This is a genomic window from Brevibacterium sp. R8603A2 (assembly GCF_023072605.1).
Classification (GTDB): domain Bacteria; phylum Actinomycetota; class Actinomycetes; order Actinomycetales; family Brevibacteriaceae; genus Brevibacterium; species Brevibacterium pityocampae.
In genome coordinates this window covers 194,386-209,212 of the sequence record NZ_JALLGN010000006.1, presented here as the reverse complement: position 1 = coordinate 209,212, position 14,827 = coordinate 194,386, and the positions used below count along the sequence as shown (strand labels likewise).

Genomic DNA, 14,827 nt, shown 5'->3' with positions numbered 1-14,827 from the left:
AATCCGATCGCGCGGAATGATCGTGAATATGTGCTGAATAGAACATTAACAACAGGTGAATCACGCTTGGTGCTCAGCCAGCAGAGTACGGATCATCGTCCTGCTCGTCCCGCCTGCCCGCTCAGGCCGAGTCCTGCTCGGATCGGTGCCGCGCTCACCCGGCCGACACCCGCTGACGCCGGATCACCCGACCGGGATCGGCCAGCCCTCGGCGCGGATCGCCCGCTTCTGCTGACGGGTCGCGGTGCGCATGGTGAGCGCATGCTCCTCGACCTGCATTGCGAGGTAGGTCGACGAGCCGACGGCGTCCCCGTCGAGCTGCACCTCGATCTCCTCCTCGGACTCGATGACGATCTCCTTGCACCGGTGGATCTCCGTGTGGAGGCCCTTGCGCTTGTTCCGACCGAGCACCGACGCCGCGACGCCGATCCATTGGACGGCGTTCTTCGGGGCGATGACGATGACGTCGAGGATGCCGTCGTCGAGCTCGGCCTCGGGCAGCAGGGTGATGCCGCCCTGGAGCTTGCCGCAGTTGCCGGCGACGACCGAGCGGATCTTCTCGGTGAAGGGCTCCCCGCCGTCCACGGTCACACGCACCTCGGTGCGCGTGCCGACGAGCTTGCGGCTGCCGGCCTCGAGATAGGCGAGCCAGCCGACCTTGGACTTGAGGTCGGAATCGGTGTCGGCCATGACTGCGGCGTCGAAGCCCAGGCCGGCCATGACCATGAACGCGTGGTCCTTGCCGCCGGGCTCGATCTGCGCGTGCGCGACGTCGACGGCGGTGTCCTCGCCCCACAGCGCGATCCGCAGCGCCCACTCGGGTCGGCCGAGCACGATGTCGAGGTTCCGGGCCAGCAGGTTGCCGGTGCCCATCGGCACGACGCCCATGGGGACGCCGGTCCCGGCGAGCACTTCGGCCACGGCGCGCACGGTGCCGTCGCCGCCGGCGGCGACGACGAGGTCGACTTGCTGCTCGAGCGCCTGTCGGGCCATCGTGCAGCCGGGGTCCTCGACCTCGGTCTCGAGCATGATCGGGGCGTCCCAGCCCTCCTGCCGGCACACGGCCCCGGCGGTTGCCTCGAGGCCGGCGGCATCGGGCTTCGAGGGATTGACGATGATCGCGACGCACGGCTTGGGCGGGACGACGGTCTCCTGACCGGAATCCTCGTCCGCGCTCGTCATCGGCGTGAGGTCCTGGGCACCGCCGGCGAGGTCGACCCTGCGGTCGCGCCCCTTGCTGTCCCCGCCGCGGGAGGCCGAGGAGCGGCGGCCGACCGCGAGGCCGACCCCCAGACCGACGAGCAGCATGACGACGGCGATGATGATGCCGATGAGCAGATCGGTTCCGGTGTCCATATGGCCAATCTAGCCGCTGGGCCTGCGTGCCGGATGCAGGTCGGTCCGGATGCAGGGGGCCTTGATGTCACGGTCAGGCGGGCGGCCCGCTCCGCCGCCCGCTGACTTCATGGCCCGACCACCGGCGCGTTTCGAGCGGGTCACCCCGTGTCCGCGCCGGAATGTAGGCTGGAATCGTGATCGACATCCAGCAGCTCAGAGACCATCCCGAGGCATTCAAGGCCTCCCAGCGCGCTCGCGGCGCGGAGGAGTCGCTCGTCGACGAGGTCCTCGCCGCCGATTCCGCCCGGCGCCGGGCGCTCACCGCGTTCGAGGAGTCCCGCGCCGAGCAGAAGGCGTTCGGCAAGACCGTCGCCCAGGAGAAGGACAAGGAGGCCAAGGCGAAGCTCGTCGCGCAGGCCAAGACCCTGTCCGATTCCGTCAAGGTGCTCCACGCGGAATCCGACGAGGCCGATTTCGCCTTCGACTCCCTCGTCGCCAAGCTGCCCAACCTCATCATCGACGGGGTGCCGCCCGGTGGCGAGGAAGACTCCGTGGAGCTGCGCCGCGAGGGCACTCCGCGGGACTTCGCCGCGGAGGGCTTCGAACCGCAGGACCACCTGGCGCTCGGGGAGAGCCTCAAGGCGATCGACACGCAGCGCGGGGCCAAGGTCTCCGGCGCGCGGTTCCACTACCTCACCGGATTCGGCGCGCGGCTCGAGCTCGCGCTGCTGACCATGGCGATCGACGCCGCCCAGCAGGCCGGGTTCATCCCCGTCATCACCCCCACCCTCGTCAAGCCGGAGATCATGGCGGGCACTGGGTTCCTCGGCGAGCACGCAGACGAGATCTACCGCCTCGAAGCGGACGACCTCTTCCTCGTGGGCACCTCCGAGGTGGCACTCGCCGGGTACTACAAGGACGAGATCATCGACCTGTCCGAGGGCCCGATCCGGTTCGGCGGCTGGTCCTCGTGCTACCGCCGCGAGGCCGGCTCCTACGGCAAGGACACCCGTGGCATCATCCGCGTCCACCAGTTCCAGAAGGTGGAGATGTTCTCCTACGTCCCCGTCGAGCAGGCCGAGGACGAGCACCAGCGGATGCTCGCGCTCCAGGAGGACATGCTCGCCAAGTGCGAACTGCCCTACCGGGTCATCGACATCGCCGCCGGCGACCTCGGCGACTCCGCCGCTCGCAAGTACGACTGCGAGGCCTGGGTGCCCACCCAGGGCACCTACCGGGAGCTCACCTCGACGTCGAACTGCACGACCTTCCAGTCGCGCCGCCTCAAGATCCGCGAGCGCGGGCCTGAGGGCACCACCCGCCCGGTGGCGACCCTCAACGGCACCATGGCGAACACCCGTTGGCTCGTGCCGCTGCTCGAGAACCACCAGCAGGCCGACGGCACCGTGCGCGTCCCGGCGGCGCTCCAGCCCTACCTCGGCGGGATGACCGCCTACGGCCCCGACGGGCCCGTGCACGCCTGATCCCCTGAACCGGAGGAAGAATGAAACCGCACATCGTGGCCCTCGACGTCGACGGCACCATCGTCGACTACGACGACATGATGACCGAGCGCGTCCGCGACACCATCACCCGGGTCGCCGAGGCCGGACATCACGTCGTCATCTCCACCGGTCGCGCGGTGAGCGGCTCCCATGAGGTCGCCAACCGGCTGGGGCTCGTCGAGGGATTCGTCGTGAGCTCCAACGGCTCGGTGATCACCCGCCTGAGCCAGGACCTCGAGGACGGCTGGGAGATCTTCCACGTCGAGAGCTTCGACCCCGAGCCCGCGCTGCGCCGGATGTCGGAGGTGCTGCCGACCGCGCTCTACATGGTCGAGGACACCGAGCTCACCCGCTGGGCATCGGGCAATTTCCCTGAGGGCGAGCTCGCCTCGATCACCAACCTCCGCACGGTGCCGTTCGAGGAGCTCACCACCAAGACCGCGACACGCATCGTCATGCGCGAGCTCGAGGGCACTGACGAGGAGTTCGCCGCCGCCGTCGAACGGATCGGCCTGCACGGCGTGACCTACGCGGTGGGCTGGAGCAACTGGCTCGACATCGCCCCGGACGGGGTCTCGAAGGCGAGCGGACTGCAGATCGTGGCTCGCGAGCTCGGCATCGCACAGGAGCATACGGTGGGAGCCGGCGACGGCTCCAACGACATGGAGATGCTCGAATGGGTGGGCCACGCCATCGCGATGGGCCAGGCCGGCGACAAGCTCAAGGGCGTCGCCGATGTCGTCACCGGTTCCGTCGTCGACGACGGCCTGGCGACCGCGCTCGAGGAGTACTTCGAGCTCTGACGACTGCTCAGCGGCGGGCGGCGATGGTGCGGAGCACCTCGGCGATCCCGCCGTCGAGCACTGCGGGTGCGATGCCGTCCGCCGCCGCGAGCACGTCCGGGTGGCCGTTCGCCATCGCGTAGCTGTGCCCCGCCCACTCGAGCATCTCGATGTCGTTGGGCATGTCCCCGAACGCCGCCACTTGATCGGCGGTGATCCCCGCCTCCGTGCACCATGCCGCGAGCGTCCGGGCCTTGGTGACGCCGTTCGCCGACAGCTCGACGAGTCCGTTGCGCGGATTGGAATGCGTGGCGTGGAGCACCGGGCCGATGACCTCGCGCACCTGCGCGAGGATCGCGTCGGAGTCCCGGGACCCGGTGCGGAGGATGACCTTGACGACGTCGCGGACTTCCGGGCTGTCCGCCGGGTCGATCCAGGTGGCGTCCGCGGGGAAGCGGGTCCGGAACCCCGGTTCGAGGAGCAGCCCGGTCAGCGTCTCGAAGCCGAGCACGGCCGCCGGCATCCGCTCGCGGACCAGCCCGACGAAATCCCGGAGCACTGCGCCGTCGACCGTGTGCGCGGTGAGCACCCGGGCCTGCGCCAGGTCGTAGACGATCGAGCCGTTCGCGCAGATCACCGGGCCGAGCTCCGGCACGCTCGCGTGGATCGGGGCGAGCCAGCGCAGCGGCCGGCCGGTGACGGGGACGAACGGGATGCCGGCACTCAGGCAGTCCCGGATCGCGGCCACGGTGGGCGCGGGGATCGGCTGCCAGTCGTGGAGGAGCGTGCCGTCGACATCGCTCGCGATGAGCCGGACGCCGGCAGGGGCCCGCGCTGCCGGGTCCGGCAGTGCGGTGGCGTGCGCCTGCTCCGGGGCCGAGGGATCAGTCATGGTGGAGTGCCCTTTCGCAGGCGTCGACGAGCGTGATGGCATCCGCGGCGTAGGAGCGCGCGGAGCGGGCGGCGGGCAGCGGGTCGGTGCCGGAGCGCAGCGCGGCGCGCGCCATCGCTGCGGCCTGGCCCGCCTCGGCGGTCTTCGCGGCGGCCTTCGACAGGAGCGCGGGCAGCTGCCCGACCCGGGCCCGCACCTCGGCGGGGACGACCAGGCCGTCGAGCGGGAAGCGCGCGTGGACGGTCTCCGTCACGGCACCGACCCGGTCCGCGAGCCCGTTGAGCACGAGCGTCTGCTGGGCGACGATCTCAGCGGCCTCCGTCGCCGAGGTGCCCGGTGCGTCCGCCTCCCCGGGCGCGGATCCGGCCGTGGAATGGAGGTCCACGGCGATCGCGTAGAACCGATCGACGGCGCGCAGGAAGCGGTCGTGGTGCTGCCGCCACAGACCGGTCCCGAGCCGGTGATCGAGGCCCTGGGCATCAGCGGCGCGAGCACCGCCCGGACGCTCGGCGCCTCGGGTCCGGGCGGGTCCGCCCGCCGTGCTGCGCAGGGCTCCGGTCGGAACCGCCGCATTGTTGCCGGCCGCCCCGCGCAGCGCACGGGACAGCCGATCCCAGATCCCCATCGTGGCTCAGAGGTAGTTGCCGGTCCCGGAGTGGCCGTCGTCCTTGGGGTTCCCGGAGGACCGACCCTCGCCGCCCTGGGGAACGACGACCATGCCCGGGGGCAGCGCGCCCTGCGCGTGGCCGCCGCGCTGCTGGGCGAGCGCCTGCTGCGCCATGATCGCGGTCTGGATGCCGTGGAACAGGCCCTCGAGCCAGCCCACGAGCTGCGCCTGTGCGATCCGCAGCTCGCCCGCCGTCGGTGCGGATTCGCCGTCGAAGGGCAGGTTGAGGCGCTTGAGCTCGTCGGCGAGCTCGGAGGACATGCCCTCGGACAGCTCGTCGATCGTGCGCCGGTAGATCTCGGCCAGGCGCGCCCGCCCGGCCTCGTCGAGCTCCATGTTCCGCACCTCTTCGAGGAGCTGTTTGGCCATGGTGCCGATGCGCATGACCTTGCCCGGCTCGGAGACCGCGACCTCGCCGCTGTCGTCGTCCTCGCCGTCGGGGCCGGCGTTCCCGGAACCGGCGTCCCCGGATTCGGACCCACCGGTGTGGTCGGCGGAGCTGTGTGGGTCGGAAGCCCCAGCAGTGCCGCCCGGCTGGGAGGATCCGGACGGCGCGGTGGTCGCCGGGTCGACGTCGGGTGCCGGGCGCTCGCTCGACGCGGGGTCGCCCTCCGGCGACTGCTGTGCGGAGTCCGACGCGGTGCCGGGAGCAGCGGCCGGATCCGGCAGCCGGTCCTCGGCCGCGGGCCGGGGCGCCTCTGCGGGGGTGGTGAAGGGCGCCTCGGGCGCGTTCTGCCGGGGCTGCCCGGTCGTCTCGTCCGTCATCGCACACCTTCCACATCGAGGAGGACCTTGCCGATGCTGTCGCCGTTCTCCAGCAGCTGCTGGGCCTCGCCCGCGTCGGCGAGCGGGAGCACCGAATGGATGATCGGCTTGATCGTGCCGTCGGCCACGAGCGGCCACACGTCGCGGCGCACCTGCTCGACGATCGCGGCCTTCTGGCGGCCGGGGCGGGCGCGCAGCGTGGTGCCCATGACGGACTTGCGGGCGCGCATGAGGGCGTTGAGGTTGATCTCGGCCTTGACCCCGCCCTGCAGGCCGATGATCATCAGCCGGCCGTCGTCGGACAGCGCCTTGATGTTGCGCTCGAGGTACTTCGCGCCGATGAGATCGAGGATGACGTCCGCGCCCGGCTTCGCGCCGGCCGCCTCCTGATCCGCTGCGGTGATCTCGCGGATGCGCTCGACGAAGTCCTCCTCGCGGTAGTTGATGACCGCGTCCGCACCGAGCTCGGTGCAGAAGTCCGCCTTGCGCTGGGAGCCGACGGTGACCGCGACCTTGGCCCCGAGCGCCTTGGCGAGCTGGATCGCCGCGGTGCCGATCCCGGAGCCGCCGCCGTGGGCGAGCAGCCACTCGCCGGGCAGGAGCCGGGCGGCGGCGAAGACATTGGAATGGACGGTGCAGAGGACCTCGGGCAGGGCTGCGGCCTCCTGCAGGGTGAGGTTCTCCGGCACGGGGAGCAGCTGCCCGGCCGGCACATCGACGATCTCCGCATAACCGCCGCCGGTGAGGAGGGCCGCCACGTGCTGGCCGACCTCCCAACCGGTGACCTCGGCGCCGAGCTCGATGATCGTGCCGGACACCTCGAGCCCGGGGATCCGGGTCGCGCCCTCCGGCGGGTCGTAATGGCCCTGCCGCTGGAGGATGTCGGCGCGGTTGACGCCGGCGGTGTGGACCTTGACGAGGACGGAGCCGGGTGCGAGGTCCGGGACCGGGGCCTCGTCGAGGACCAGGGCCTCGGGCCCGCCGGGATTCGGGATCGTGATTGCGAACATGTCCTCAGCCTAGCGACAGGTGGGGACGCGGCGCAGGGTCGGCTGTCCGGGAAATGCCCCGGAACCGTCCGGGGGCGGCCGCGAATCGTCCGGGAACGGGTGGCCGGGCCGGATCCGGGAACGGGCATGCTGGGCGTGAGTGTGCGAAGAATCGCGGAATCACTCTCAGAAACCTTCGGGAATCGAGTGGTGTCAGACGAACATGCGGAAGAGCGGGGAGTCCTGGGGGACCTTCTCGATCTGCAGCGGCGAGGCGTCCATCCGCTCGAGCAGGCCGGCCAGATCGTCCGGACGCCCCAGGGTGATGCCGACGAACGCCGGGCCGGTCTCCCGGTCGGAGCGCTTGACGTAGTCGAACAGCGCGATGTCGTCGTCGGGTCCGAGCACCTCGTCGAGGAAGCGGCGCAGCGCGCCGGGCTCCTGCGGGAAGTTCACGATGAAGTAGTGCTTGAGGCCCTCGTGGACGAGGGACCGCTCGAGGACCTCCGAATACCGTGAGATGTCGTTGTTCCCGCCGCTCACCAGGCACACGACGGTTGACCCCGGGCGCACGGCGACCGGGGCGGCCGAACCGGGTGCGCCGATCGCAGCCGAGGCGAGCGCCCCGGCGGGCTCGGTGATGATGCCGTCGACCTGATAGAGGTCGAGCATCTCCGAGGCGGTCCGGCCCTCGGGCACCGGCTCGATCGGCAGGCCGAGCTCCTGGATCATCCGGAAGGTGATCTCGCCGGCCCGGCGCACCGCGGCACCGTCGGCGAACGAGTCGATGTCCTCGAGGGTGACCGGCCGGCCCGCGGCGAGCGCGGCGATCATCGAGGCGGCACCCTCCGGCTCGGCACCGATGACCGTCGTGTCGGGCATGTGCTCCGCGGCGTAGGCGGCGATCCCGGCGAGCACACCGCCGCCGCCCACCGGCACGATGATCGCGTCGGGCTCAGCGGGCAGCTGGGCGTGGATCTCGGCTGCGATCGTGCCCTGCCCGGCGATCGTGCGCGGATCGTCGAACGCGGACACGAGCAGCGCCCCGGTGCGGGCGGCGCACACTTTGGCGAGGTCGGAGGCGTCGTCGTAGGTCGAGCCGTCGATGACGACCTCGACGTCCTCCCCGCCGAAGTGCCGGATCCGGTCGATCTTCTGACGCGGGGTGGTCTTGGGCACGAAGATCACGCCGGCGATGTCGAGCTCGTTGCAGGCCCGCGCGAAGCCCTGCGCGTGATTGCCGGCCGAGGCGCACACGACGCCGCGGGCGCGTTCGGCGGCAGTGAGCTGGAGCATGAAGTTGAAGGCCCCGCGGATCTTGTACGAGCGGACCGCCTGGAGGTCCTCGCGCTTGAGGTAGACCGTGGCCCCGGTCACTTCCGACAGGCGCTCCGAGACATGGAGGGGGGAGGTGATCACGGAGTCCGCGATGCGCGCGGCGGCGGCCTCCACCTCGGTCGCGGTGACGAGCTCGCTGGTCGTCGCTTCGTTGTTGAGCACCCCACCATTGTGCTCCTGGCACCCGGTCAGTACCAACCTTCGGACAGCGTCCGCTCGCACTGTGGTATCGGCGGGGGGTGCCGGCAGGGTGCGGGCGAGGCGCGCTCGGGAGCGGACGAGGAGCCGCCGAGGGGCCGCCGGGGGTCGCGGTCCACGGTGTGAGAACGCGGGGACGGTGGCGTGGACCACTCGACGGGGCTGCGGATCCGACACGTACCCTTGTCGGAAGGCACCGATGGCGATGCCGCGAGGAGGAGCATCATGGCACCGGACACCTCCGGCCGGGAACCAGCGGCCGGCACCCCTGACCCTGCTGCGCGGGCTGCGGTCCTCGTCGGCGTGGACGGCTCGCTCAACGCCTCGCGCGCCTTCGACATCGCGCTCGGCATTGCGTCGAGCCGCGACCTCGACCTGGAGCTCGTCGGCGCCTTCACCTACCCGTTCTCCTACGTCGATCCCACCGACCCCGCCGTCGCCGACGAGCGCGCGGAGTTCCGGCGGGCCGTCGAGGCCCGGATCCGTGAGGCGACGGACCCGCTCGTCGCCCGCGCGGCGGACGCCGGCGTCGGGACCCGGCTCGAGATCCGCGAGGGGGATGCGGCCGGCGTCCTCATGCGGGCGAGCGAGGACGCGGTGTTCGGCGTCGTCGGCAAGCGCGGCCGGACCTCGTTCGGCGGGCGGTTCATGGGCAGCGTGTCCTCCTCCTTCGTGTCCCACGCCCGCTGCCCGGTCCTCGTCGTGCCAGAGGCCTGGACCGGAGAGCCGGCTCAGGCGGCCGATGCCCCCGAGGTCGAGGGAGTCGCCGGCGAGCCGGAGCCCGCGATCACCGCCGAGCTCCGCGCCCGCTCACCCGAGGTCGAGGTGCCCGCGCCTGCCCCTGCCGAAGCCTCCGTTGCCCCGGCCGCGGGGACCTCGCCGGTCCCGCCCGACCTCGACTTCGCCGGTGCGATCGTGCTCGCCGTCGACCCCGGCGACACGCGCAGCGACCTCGCACAGCGGGCCGCGGACTGGGCAGAGGAGGCCGGCCGCAGGCTCGCCCTCGTCTCCGCGCTCGCACTCGGCGTCGAATCGAGCACCTGGGTGCCCACCCGCAGCCAGCGGCCCCTGCTCGAAGCGCCCCGGGTGCGCGGTGCCGCGGTCGGCCGGCTCAAGGAGATCGCCGCCGCGGTCGCGGACTCCCACCCCGGTCTGCCGGTCGAATGGCGGTTCTACGACGGGCTGCCCGCCGAGGTCATCGGCGAGGCGACTCGGACCGCCTCGCTCGTCGTCATCGGCAGCCGCGGTCGCGGCGGGTTTGCCGGGCTGCTGCTCGGCTCCGTCAGCCGCGCCGTCCTCGCCCGCGCGGTGTGCCCCGTCCTCGTCGTGCCGGCACCGCGGGGCTGACGGCGCCGGGCCGACAGGTGCCCGAGTCGGGACGGCGCCGGATCGAGCCGCGCCGGGTCGGGACGGTGCCGGGACGGGACGGCGCCGAGTCGAGCCGCGCCGGGCTCGCCGTCACCGGCCCACGGACCGACCCCACCACCGGCCCGGAGGCATTCACACCGCATTCATCGCGCCGCTAGGGTGATGACCATGAGCCGTCCTAACGTGTTTCACGTGAGCACCCATTTCTCCCGCATCCCGATCCTCGACCCGCAGCCGCTCGTCGAGGGCGGCGTGTTCCCCGCGAAGGCGATCGTCGGCGAGACCGTGCCCGTCGCCGCCACGGTGTTCCGCGAGGGTCACGACATCATCGGCGTCAACGCCGTGCTCAGCGACGACACCGGGCGCGAGGTGCACCGCTCACTGCTCTTCAACACGATCGAGGACGTCGACCGCTACTCCGGCTTCGTCGTGCCGCGGGCCACCGGCCTCCATCACATCGTCATCGAGGGCTGGGGCGACGACTTCGCCACCTGGAAGCACCGCGCCGAGATCAAGATCTCCGCCGGCACCGACGTCGAGCTCATGCTCGCCGAAGGGGTCGAGCTCCTCGACGCTTACCGGAAGGCGCCGGGCCGGGTGGCCCGCGACCGCGACATCCTCAAGGAGGCGCTCGGGCACCTCGAGTCCTCCCACGGCGAACCGCTCGAACGCCTGCAGCGCGCGCTCAGCCCCGCGCTCCTCGAGCTCATGACGCGCCGGCCGATCCGTTCGCTCATCTCCCGCTCCGCGCCGCTGCCGCTCCTGGTCGCCCGCCCGCTGGCCGGCAATGCCGCCTGGTACGAGTTCTTCCCCCGGTCCGAGGGGGCGCACTACGATCCGGAGTCGAAGACCTGGACCTCGGGCACTCTCCGCACCGCCGCGGAGAGCCTGCAGCGCGTCGCGGACATGGGATTCGACGTCATCTACCTGCCGCCCATCCACCCGATCGGCGAGGTCAACCGCAAGGGCCCGAACAACACGCTGACGGCCGGTCCGGAGGACCCGGGCTCGCCCTGGGCGGTCGGGTCGAAGGCCGGCGGCCACGACGCGATCCACCCCGAGCTCGGCACCGTCGCGGACTTCGAGCACTTCGTGACCCGCGCCCACGAGCTCGGCCTCGAGGTGGCGCTCGACCTCGCGCTCCAGGCCGCCCCGGACCACCCCTGGGCCACGGAGCACCCCGAGTACTTCACCACCCAGCTCGACGGCAGCATCGCCTATGCGGAGAACCCGCCCAAGAAGTACCAGGACATCTACCCCCTCAATTTCGACAACGACTACAAGGGCCTGCGCAAGGAGATCCTGCGGATCGTGCGGCTGTGGATCTCCCGCGGCGTCACGATCTTCCGCGTCGACAACCCCCACACCAAGCCGCTGCGCTTCTGGGAGTGGCTCATCCGCAAGGTCAACGCCGACCACCCCCACGTCGTGTTCCTCGCCGAGGCGTTCACCCGCCCGGCGATGATGCAGTCGCTCGCCAAGGCCGGCTTCCAGCAGTCGTACTCGTACTTCACCTGGCGCAATACCAAGGAGGAGATCGAGGAGTACCTCACCGAGCTGCGCGACGACACCGGTGCGTTCCTGCGCCCGAACTTCTTCGTCAACACCCCGGACATCCTCACCGAGTACCTGCAGTACGGCGGGCCGGCGGCCTTCCGGATCCGCGCGGCGCTCGCGGCCACCTCGTCCCCGCTGTGGGGCATGTACTCCGGCTTCGAGCTCTACGAGCACGTCGCCCGGCCCGGGGCGGAGGAGTACATCGACAACGAGAAGTACGAGTTCAAGGACCGCGACTTCGCCGGGGCGCTCGCCGAGGGCCGCTCGCTCGCGCCGTACGTCACCCGACTCAACGCGATCCGGCGCGCCCACCCGGCGCTCGGGGAGCTGCGCAACATCACCTTCCACACCTCGGACGACGATGCGGTGCTCGTGTTCTCCAAGCGCACCGGCGAGGACGTCCTCGTCGTCGTCCTCAACGTCGACCCGCATGCCACCCGGGAGACCATGGTCCACCTCGATCTCGACGCGCTGCGGCCGTTCTCCCTCTTCATCGAGGCACCCCCCGGCCACACGACGATCGCCCCCGACGACGTCGAGCACCCCGAGGGCAAGGTCGAGTACCACCCGCCGGTGCCGCTGCCGGCCTCCCGCACGGCCACGGAGTTCGAGGCCCACGACCTCATCACCGAGCAGACGTGGACGTGGGGTGCGGACAACTACGTCCGCCTCGACCCGCGCGACGAGCCCGCCCACATCCTCGAGGTGCGCTGGCCGCAGGACTGAGCGCCGGCCGCCGTTCCGGGCCGGCCCCTGGGGATGGGCGCCGGCCGCGGGGTCCGGATCCGGCTGGTGCCGGCCACGGGGCGCCGCTCCGGCTGCATGTCCGAGCGCCGGCCACGGGGCCGAGGCGCGGGCTCGCTCCCGTGATCGGACCGGGCGGGCGAATCCGCAGGTCGCGGGGCGCGTTCGCCCGCGCGTGCCGTCGCCTTCGCTAGAGTGGGGGCAGGCATTTCAACGGCAAGGGGGACATCGGTGGCCATCAGCAGTGATCTGGAGCAGCTGCTCTCCTCGTGGTTGCCGCGCCAGGGGTGGTTCCCCAAGCTCGAGACCGAGCTCGGGGCCGACCCGGACATCACCCCGATGTCCGTCACCCAGCTCTTCGAGTTCGACACCGACGCGGTCGCGGGTGCGAACCACGACGCCCCCGGGACCGTATCGCCGGACGCGGATCCGGCAGGCGGCTCCGCGGCCGAGGCGCCCCTCGCCGAACGATCGAGCGCCGACCGCACCGACCCCGGACGCGCCGACTCCCCGCGCACCGGTGCCGGGCGTGCGGGCACCGAGACCGAGCACTACCGCATCATCGACAACCGCACGCCGCAGCCGGAACCGGCGGCGCAGCCCCCGGCCGCCGGCGCTTCGCCCACCCCCGGTCCGCTGCGGGCGTTCGGCACCGTGCAGGGTCACCAGGCGATCATCTCCGTGGGCGACGGCCGCACCCTGCGCCGCCTCAACATCCCCCTGTCGTTCCGCACGCAGGAGGACTACGCGCTCCGTCCGCATCTCATCGGCACCGTCGACGACATCACGCTCGGCCGCTGCTACGTCTACGACGGCACCGCCGACCCCGTGTTCGTCCTCGCCTACGCCCAGGCCATGGCGACCGGGCACCGGTTCCAGGGCGGTCAGGTGCAGGCCGATCGCGTCTGCGAGCACGAGCACCCCTTCGCCCGGCTCGACGATCCCGAGTCGCTCCTCGTCCACTCCGAGGTCATCCGGCTCGGACTCATCGACAGCCGGACGAACGAGTCGAGCGTCGTCATCGACGACCCGGCCGACCCCTGCGTGCTCACCTTCTTCCGCGTCATCCGCCCTGGTCTGAGCTCCGCGGTGCGGATCCCGGTCGCACTCACCGAAGCCGAATCCGGGGCCGTGCCCGAGGTCATCGGCTGGTCGGCCGGCCGCTGGTTCGACGCCGCCGACCTCGACACCCAGAGCGCCCCCCTGGCGATCCTCAGCCGCACCGAGCGCGAATCGCAGCCCGCCTGGCGCGAGGCCGTCGAGATCGCCTGCACCGTGGACTCCGGCTCGCTCGGCTCCTACAACAAGCGGGCGATGGCGCTCGGCGCCCGGGTGGGCGAACTCCACCTCGACCTCGCCGCGGAGTTCGGCGTTGTGCGCAGCACCGGCGAACCCACCGCGGACTGGGTGAAGAAGTGGCAGGAGCGGGTGGACTGGGCGCTCGCCCGGGCTCCGCTCGCCCTCGGATCTCTCGGCACCCGCCTGCGCGCCCACCGGGATGCGCTCGGTGAGCTCACGACGCTGGGCGGACTGCAGCGGATCCACGGGGAGATCACCCTCAACCAGGTGGTGACGAGCCCCGCTGCCGGCTTCCGGGTGGTGAACTTCTCCGAGGACACGCAGGAGTTCCCCAAGCCCCCGGCGATCGACCTCGTCGCCCTGCTCCGCAGCATCGACTACGCCGCCGGCTACGCCCGGCTCCGCCGCACCGGCGCCCTCGAGCTCGACGCGCAGCCCGTGGTGCTCGGATTCTCCGGCCTCGAGGAATCGGGCGAGTCCATGCAGGAGGTCGTCGACTCCCCGGAGTACCTGTGGTCCTCGCAGGCGCAGAACTCGCTCCTCACCGGCTACTCGCACGCGGTCAACGCCTCCGTCGGCCTCCACGACCCGGTGCTGCGCGCGGTGCTCGTCGACCGCCTCCTCGTCGAGGTCGTCACCGAGCTCCGCAACCGCCCCACCTGGCTCATCGTCCCGCTCGCGACGCTCACCCTGCTGCTCGGCGGCCGGCTCGAGCACGACGTGCCCACCGCGGACGAGGAGGGCGCCGCCCGCGCCTGGGCCGCCCCGGCCACCGCCGCGGAGGTCAGCGCCGAGCAGTTCTCGCAGGCCTCGGTGGACCAGGTTCCCGTCATCCCGCCCGAAGAGGACCGCACCCGGGGGGAGACTCCCACGCAGGCGGAGGCCTCGCAGGGGATCTCCGCGAATGCGGCCCCTGTAAAGGCGGCCGTCGCAGGCGAGGTGGCTCCCACGAAGGAACCCGGTGGGGAGCCGGCGTCAGCTGAGCCGGGTCCCGGACCGGTCGAGAACGTCGACCCGGAGCTTGTTTCGGGCGCGGATCCCGTGCCTGCCGGGGGTCCGGAGCCGGCCCCGGCCTCGGACACGGCCCCTGCCTCGGACGCGGCCCCTGCCTCGGACACGGCCCCTGCCTCGGACACGGCGACTCCGGAGCCGGCTCCCGCCTCGGCTCCGGCACCCGCACCCGCGGACCCTGTGCCGGGAGCCTTCGTCGGCATGACGGCGGACCCCGACGACCCGGACGACGAGTTCGACCTGGAGGTCGCGGAGCCGCCCGCACCTTCGCGCCCCGACACCGACCCGACGGCGGACGCCGCACCCCCGATGCCGGCGCGGCCGCCGGCCCCGCCGCGCTTCGGATTCGACCGCTGACGCGGACCACCCCAGAC

At 71.8% G+C, this 14,827-nt stretch carries 11 protein-coding genes; 5 read left to right on the top strand and 6 right to left on the bottom strand.

Annotated features, from left to right (window positions below):
- Positions 1–183 precede the first annotated feature (183 nt).
- Complete coding sequence (locus MTQ12_RS08000) at positions 184–1,356, bottom strand: diacylglycerol kinase family protein (RefSeq protein WP_247618193.1); 1,173 nt, start codon at positions 1,354–1,356, stop codon at positions 184–186.
- Between the two features lie 176 nt (positions 1,357–1,532).
- Between MTQ12_RS08000 and serS the strand changes: the two genes are divergently transcribed.
- Together serS and MTQ12_RS07990 are read left to right on the top strand one after the other, a co-directional pair.
- Positions 1,533–2,822 (top strand): serine--tRNA ligase, encoded by a 1,290-nt coding sequence (gene serS / locus MTQ12_RS07995; protein WP_247618192.1) that lies wholly within the window; start codon positions 1,533–1,535, stop codon positions 2,820–2,822.
- 20 nt (positions 2,823–2,842) lie between these two features.
- On the top strand, positions 2,843–3,646 hold the full coding sequence (locus tag MTQ12_RS07990; protein ID WP_137318221.1) for an HAD family hydrolase: 804 nt from the start codon (positions 2,843–2,845) through the stop codon (positions 3,644–3,646).
- Positions 3,647–3,653: 7 nt separating this feature from the next.
- Here MTQ12_RS07990 and MTQ12_RS07985 read toward each other — a convergent pair whose 3' ends face one another.
- The 5 genes from MTQ12_RS07985 to ilvA all read right to left on the bottom strand — a co-directional run bounded on the left by MTQ12_RS07985 (position 3,654) and on the right by ilvA (position 8,438).
- On the bottom strand, positions 3,654–4,517 hold the full coding sequence (locus MTQ12_RS07985) for an HAD family hydrolase (protein WP_247618191.1): 864 nt from the start codon (positions 4,515–4,517) through the stop codon (positions 3,654–3,656).
- The gene (locus tag MTQ12_RS07980) at positions 4,510–5,142 is read right to left on the bottom strand and encodes a hypothetical protein (RefSeq protein ID WP_247618190.1); all 633 of its coding nucleotides are present in this window, start codon (positions 5,140–5,142) and stop codon (positions 4,510–4,512) included. Before MTQ12_RS07980 ends, MTQ12_RS07985 begins: the two co-directional genes overlap by 8 nt.
- A gap of 6 nt (positions 5,143–5,148) precedes the next feature.
- Entirely contained in the window at positions 5,149–5,949 is an 801-nt protein-coding gene (locus MTQ12_RS07975) for a proteasome activator (protein WP_247618189.1), read from the bottom strand.
- Positions 5,946–6,959, bottom strand: a complete 1,014-nt coding sequence (locus MTQ12_RS07970; protein WP_137318217.1) for an NAD(P)H-quinone oxidoreductase — start codon at positions 6,957–6,959, stop codon at positions 5,946–5,948. Before MTQ12_RS07970 ends, MTQ12_RS07975 begins: the two co-directional genes overlap by 4 nt.
- A 192-nt stretch (positions 6,960–7,151) precedes the next feature.
- A complete protein-coding gene (ilvA, locus tag MTQ12_RS07965; protein ID WP_247618188.1) occupies positions 7,152–8,438 on the bottom strand; it encodes a threonine ammonia-lyase IlvA in 1,287 nt (428 codons plus the stop codon).
- Between the two features lie 261 nt (positions 8,439–8,699).
- Here ilvA and MTQ12_RS07960 point away from each other — a divergent pair, with 261 nt between their 5' ends.
- The 3 genes from MTQ12_RS07960 (at position 8,700) to MTQ12_RS07950 (ending at position 14,810) form a co-directional block, all read left to right on the top strand.
- Positions 8,700–9,821, top strand: coding sequence for a universal stress protein (locus MTQ12_RS07960; RefSeq protein ID WP_247618187.1), 1,122 nt, complete (start codon positions 8,700–8,702; stop codon positions 9,819–9,821).
- A gap of 189 nt (positions 9,822–10,010) precedes the next feature.
- Positions 10,011–12,125 (top strand): alpha-1,4-glucan--maltose-1-phosphate maltosyltransferase, encoded by a 2,115-nt coding sequence (locus MTQ12_RS07955; protein ID WP_247618186.1) that lies wholly within the window; start codon positions 10,011–10,013, stop codon positions 12,123–12,125.
- A gap of 249 nt (positions 12,126–12,374) precedes the next feature.
- Positions 12,375–14,810: a hypothetical protein gene (locus tag MTQ12_RS07950; protein WP_247618185.1), complete on the top strand. Its 2,436-nt coding sequence runs from the start codon at positions 12,375–12,377 to the stop codon at positions 14,808–14,810.
- The last annotated feature ends 17 nt before the right edge of the window (positions 14,811–14,827 follow it).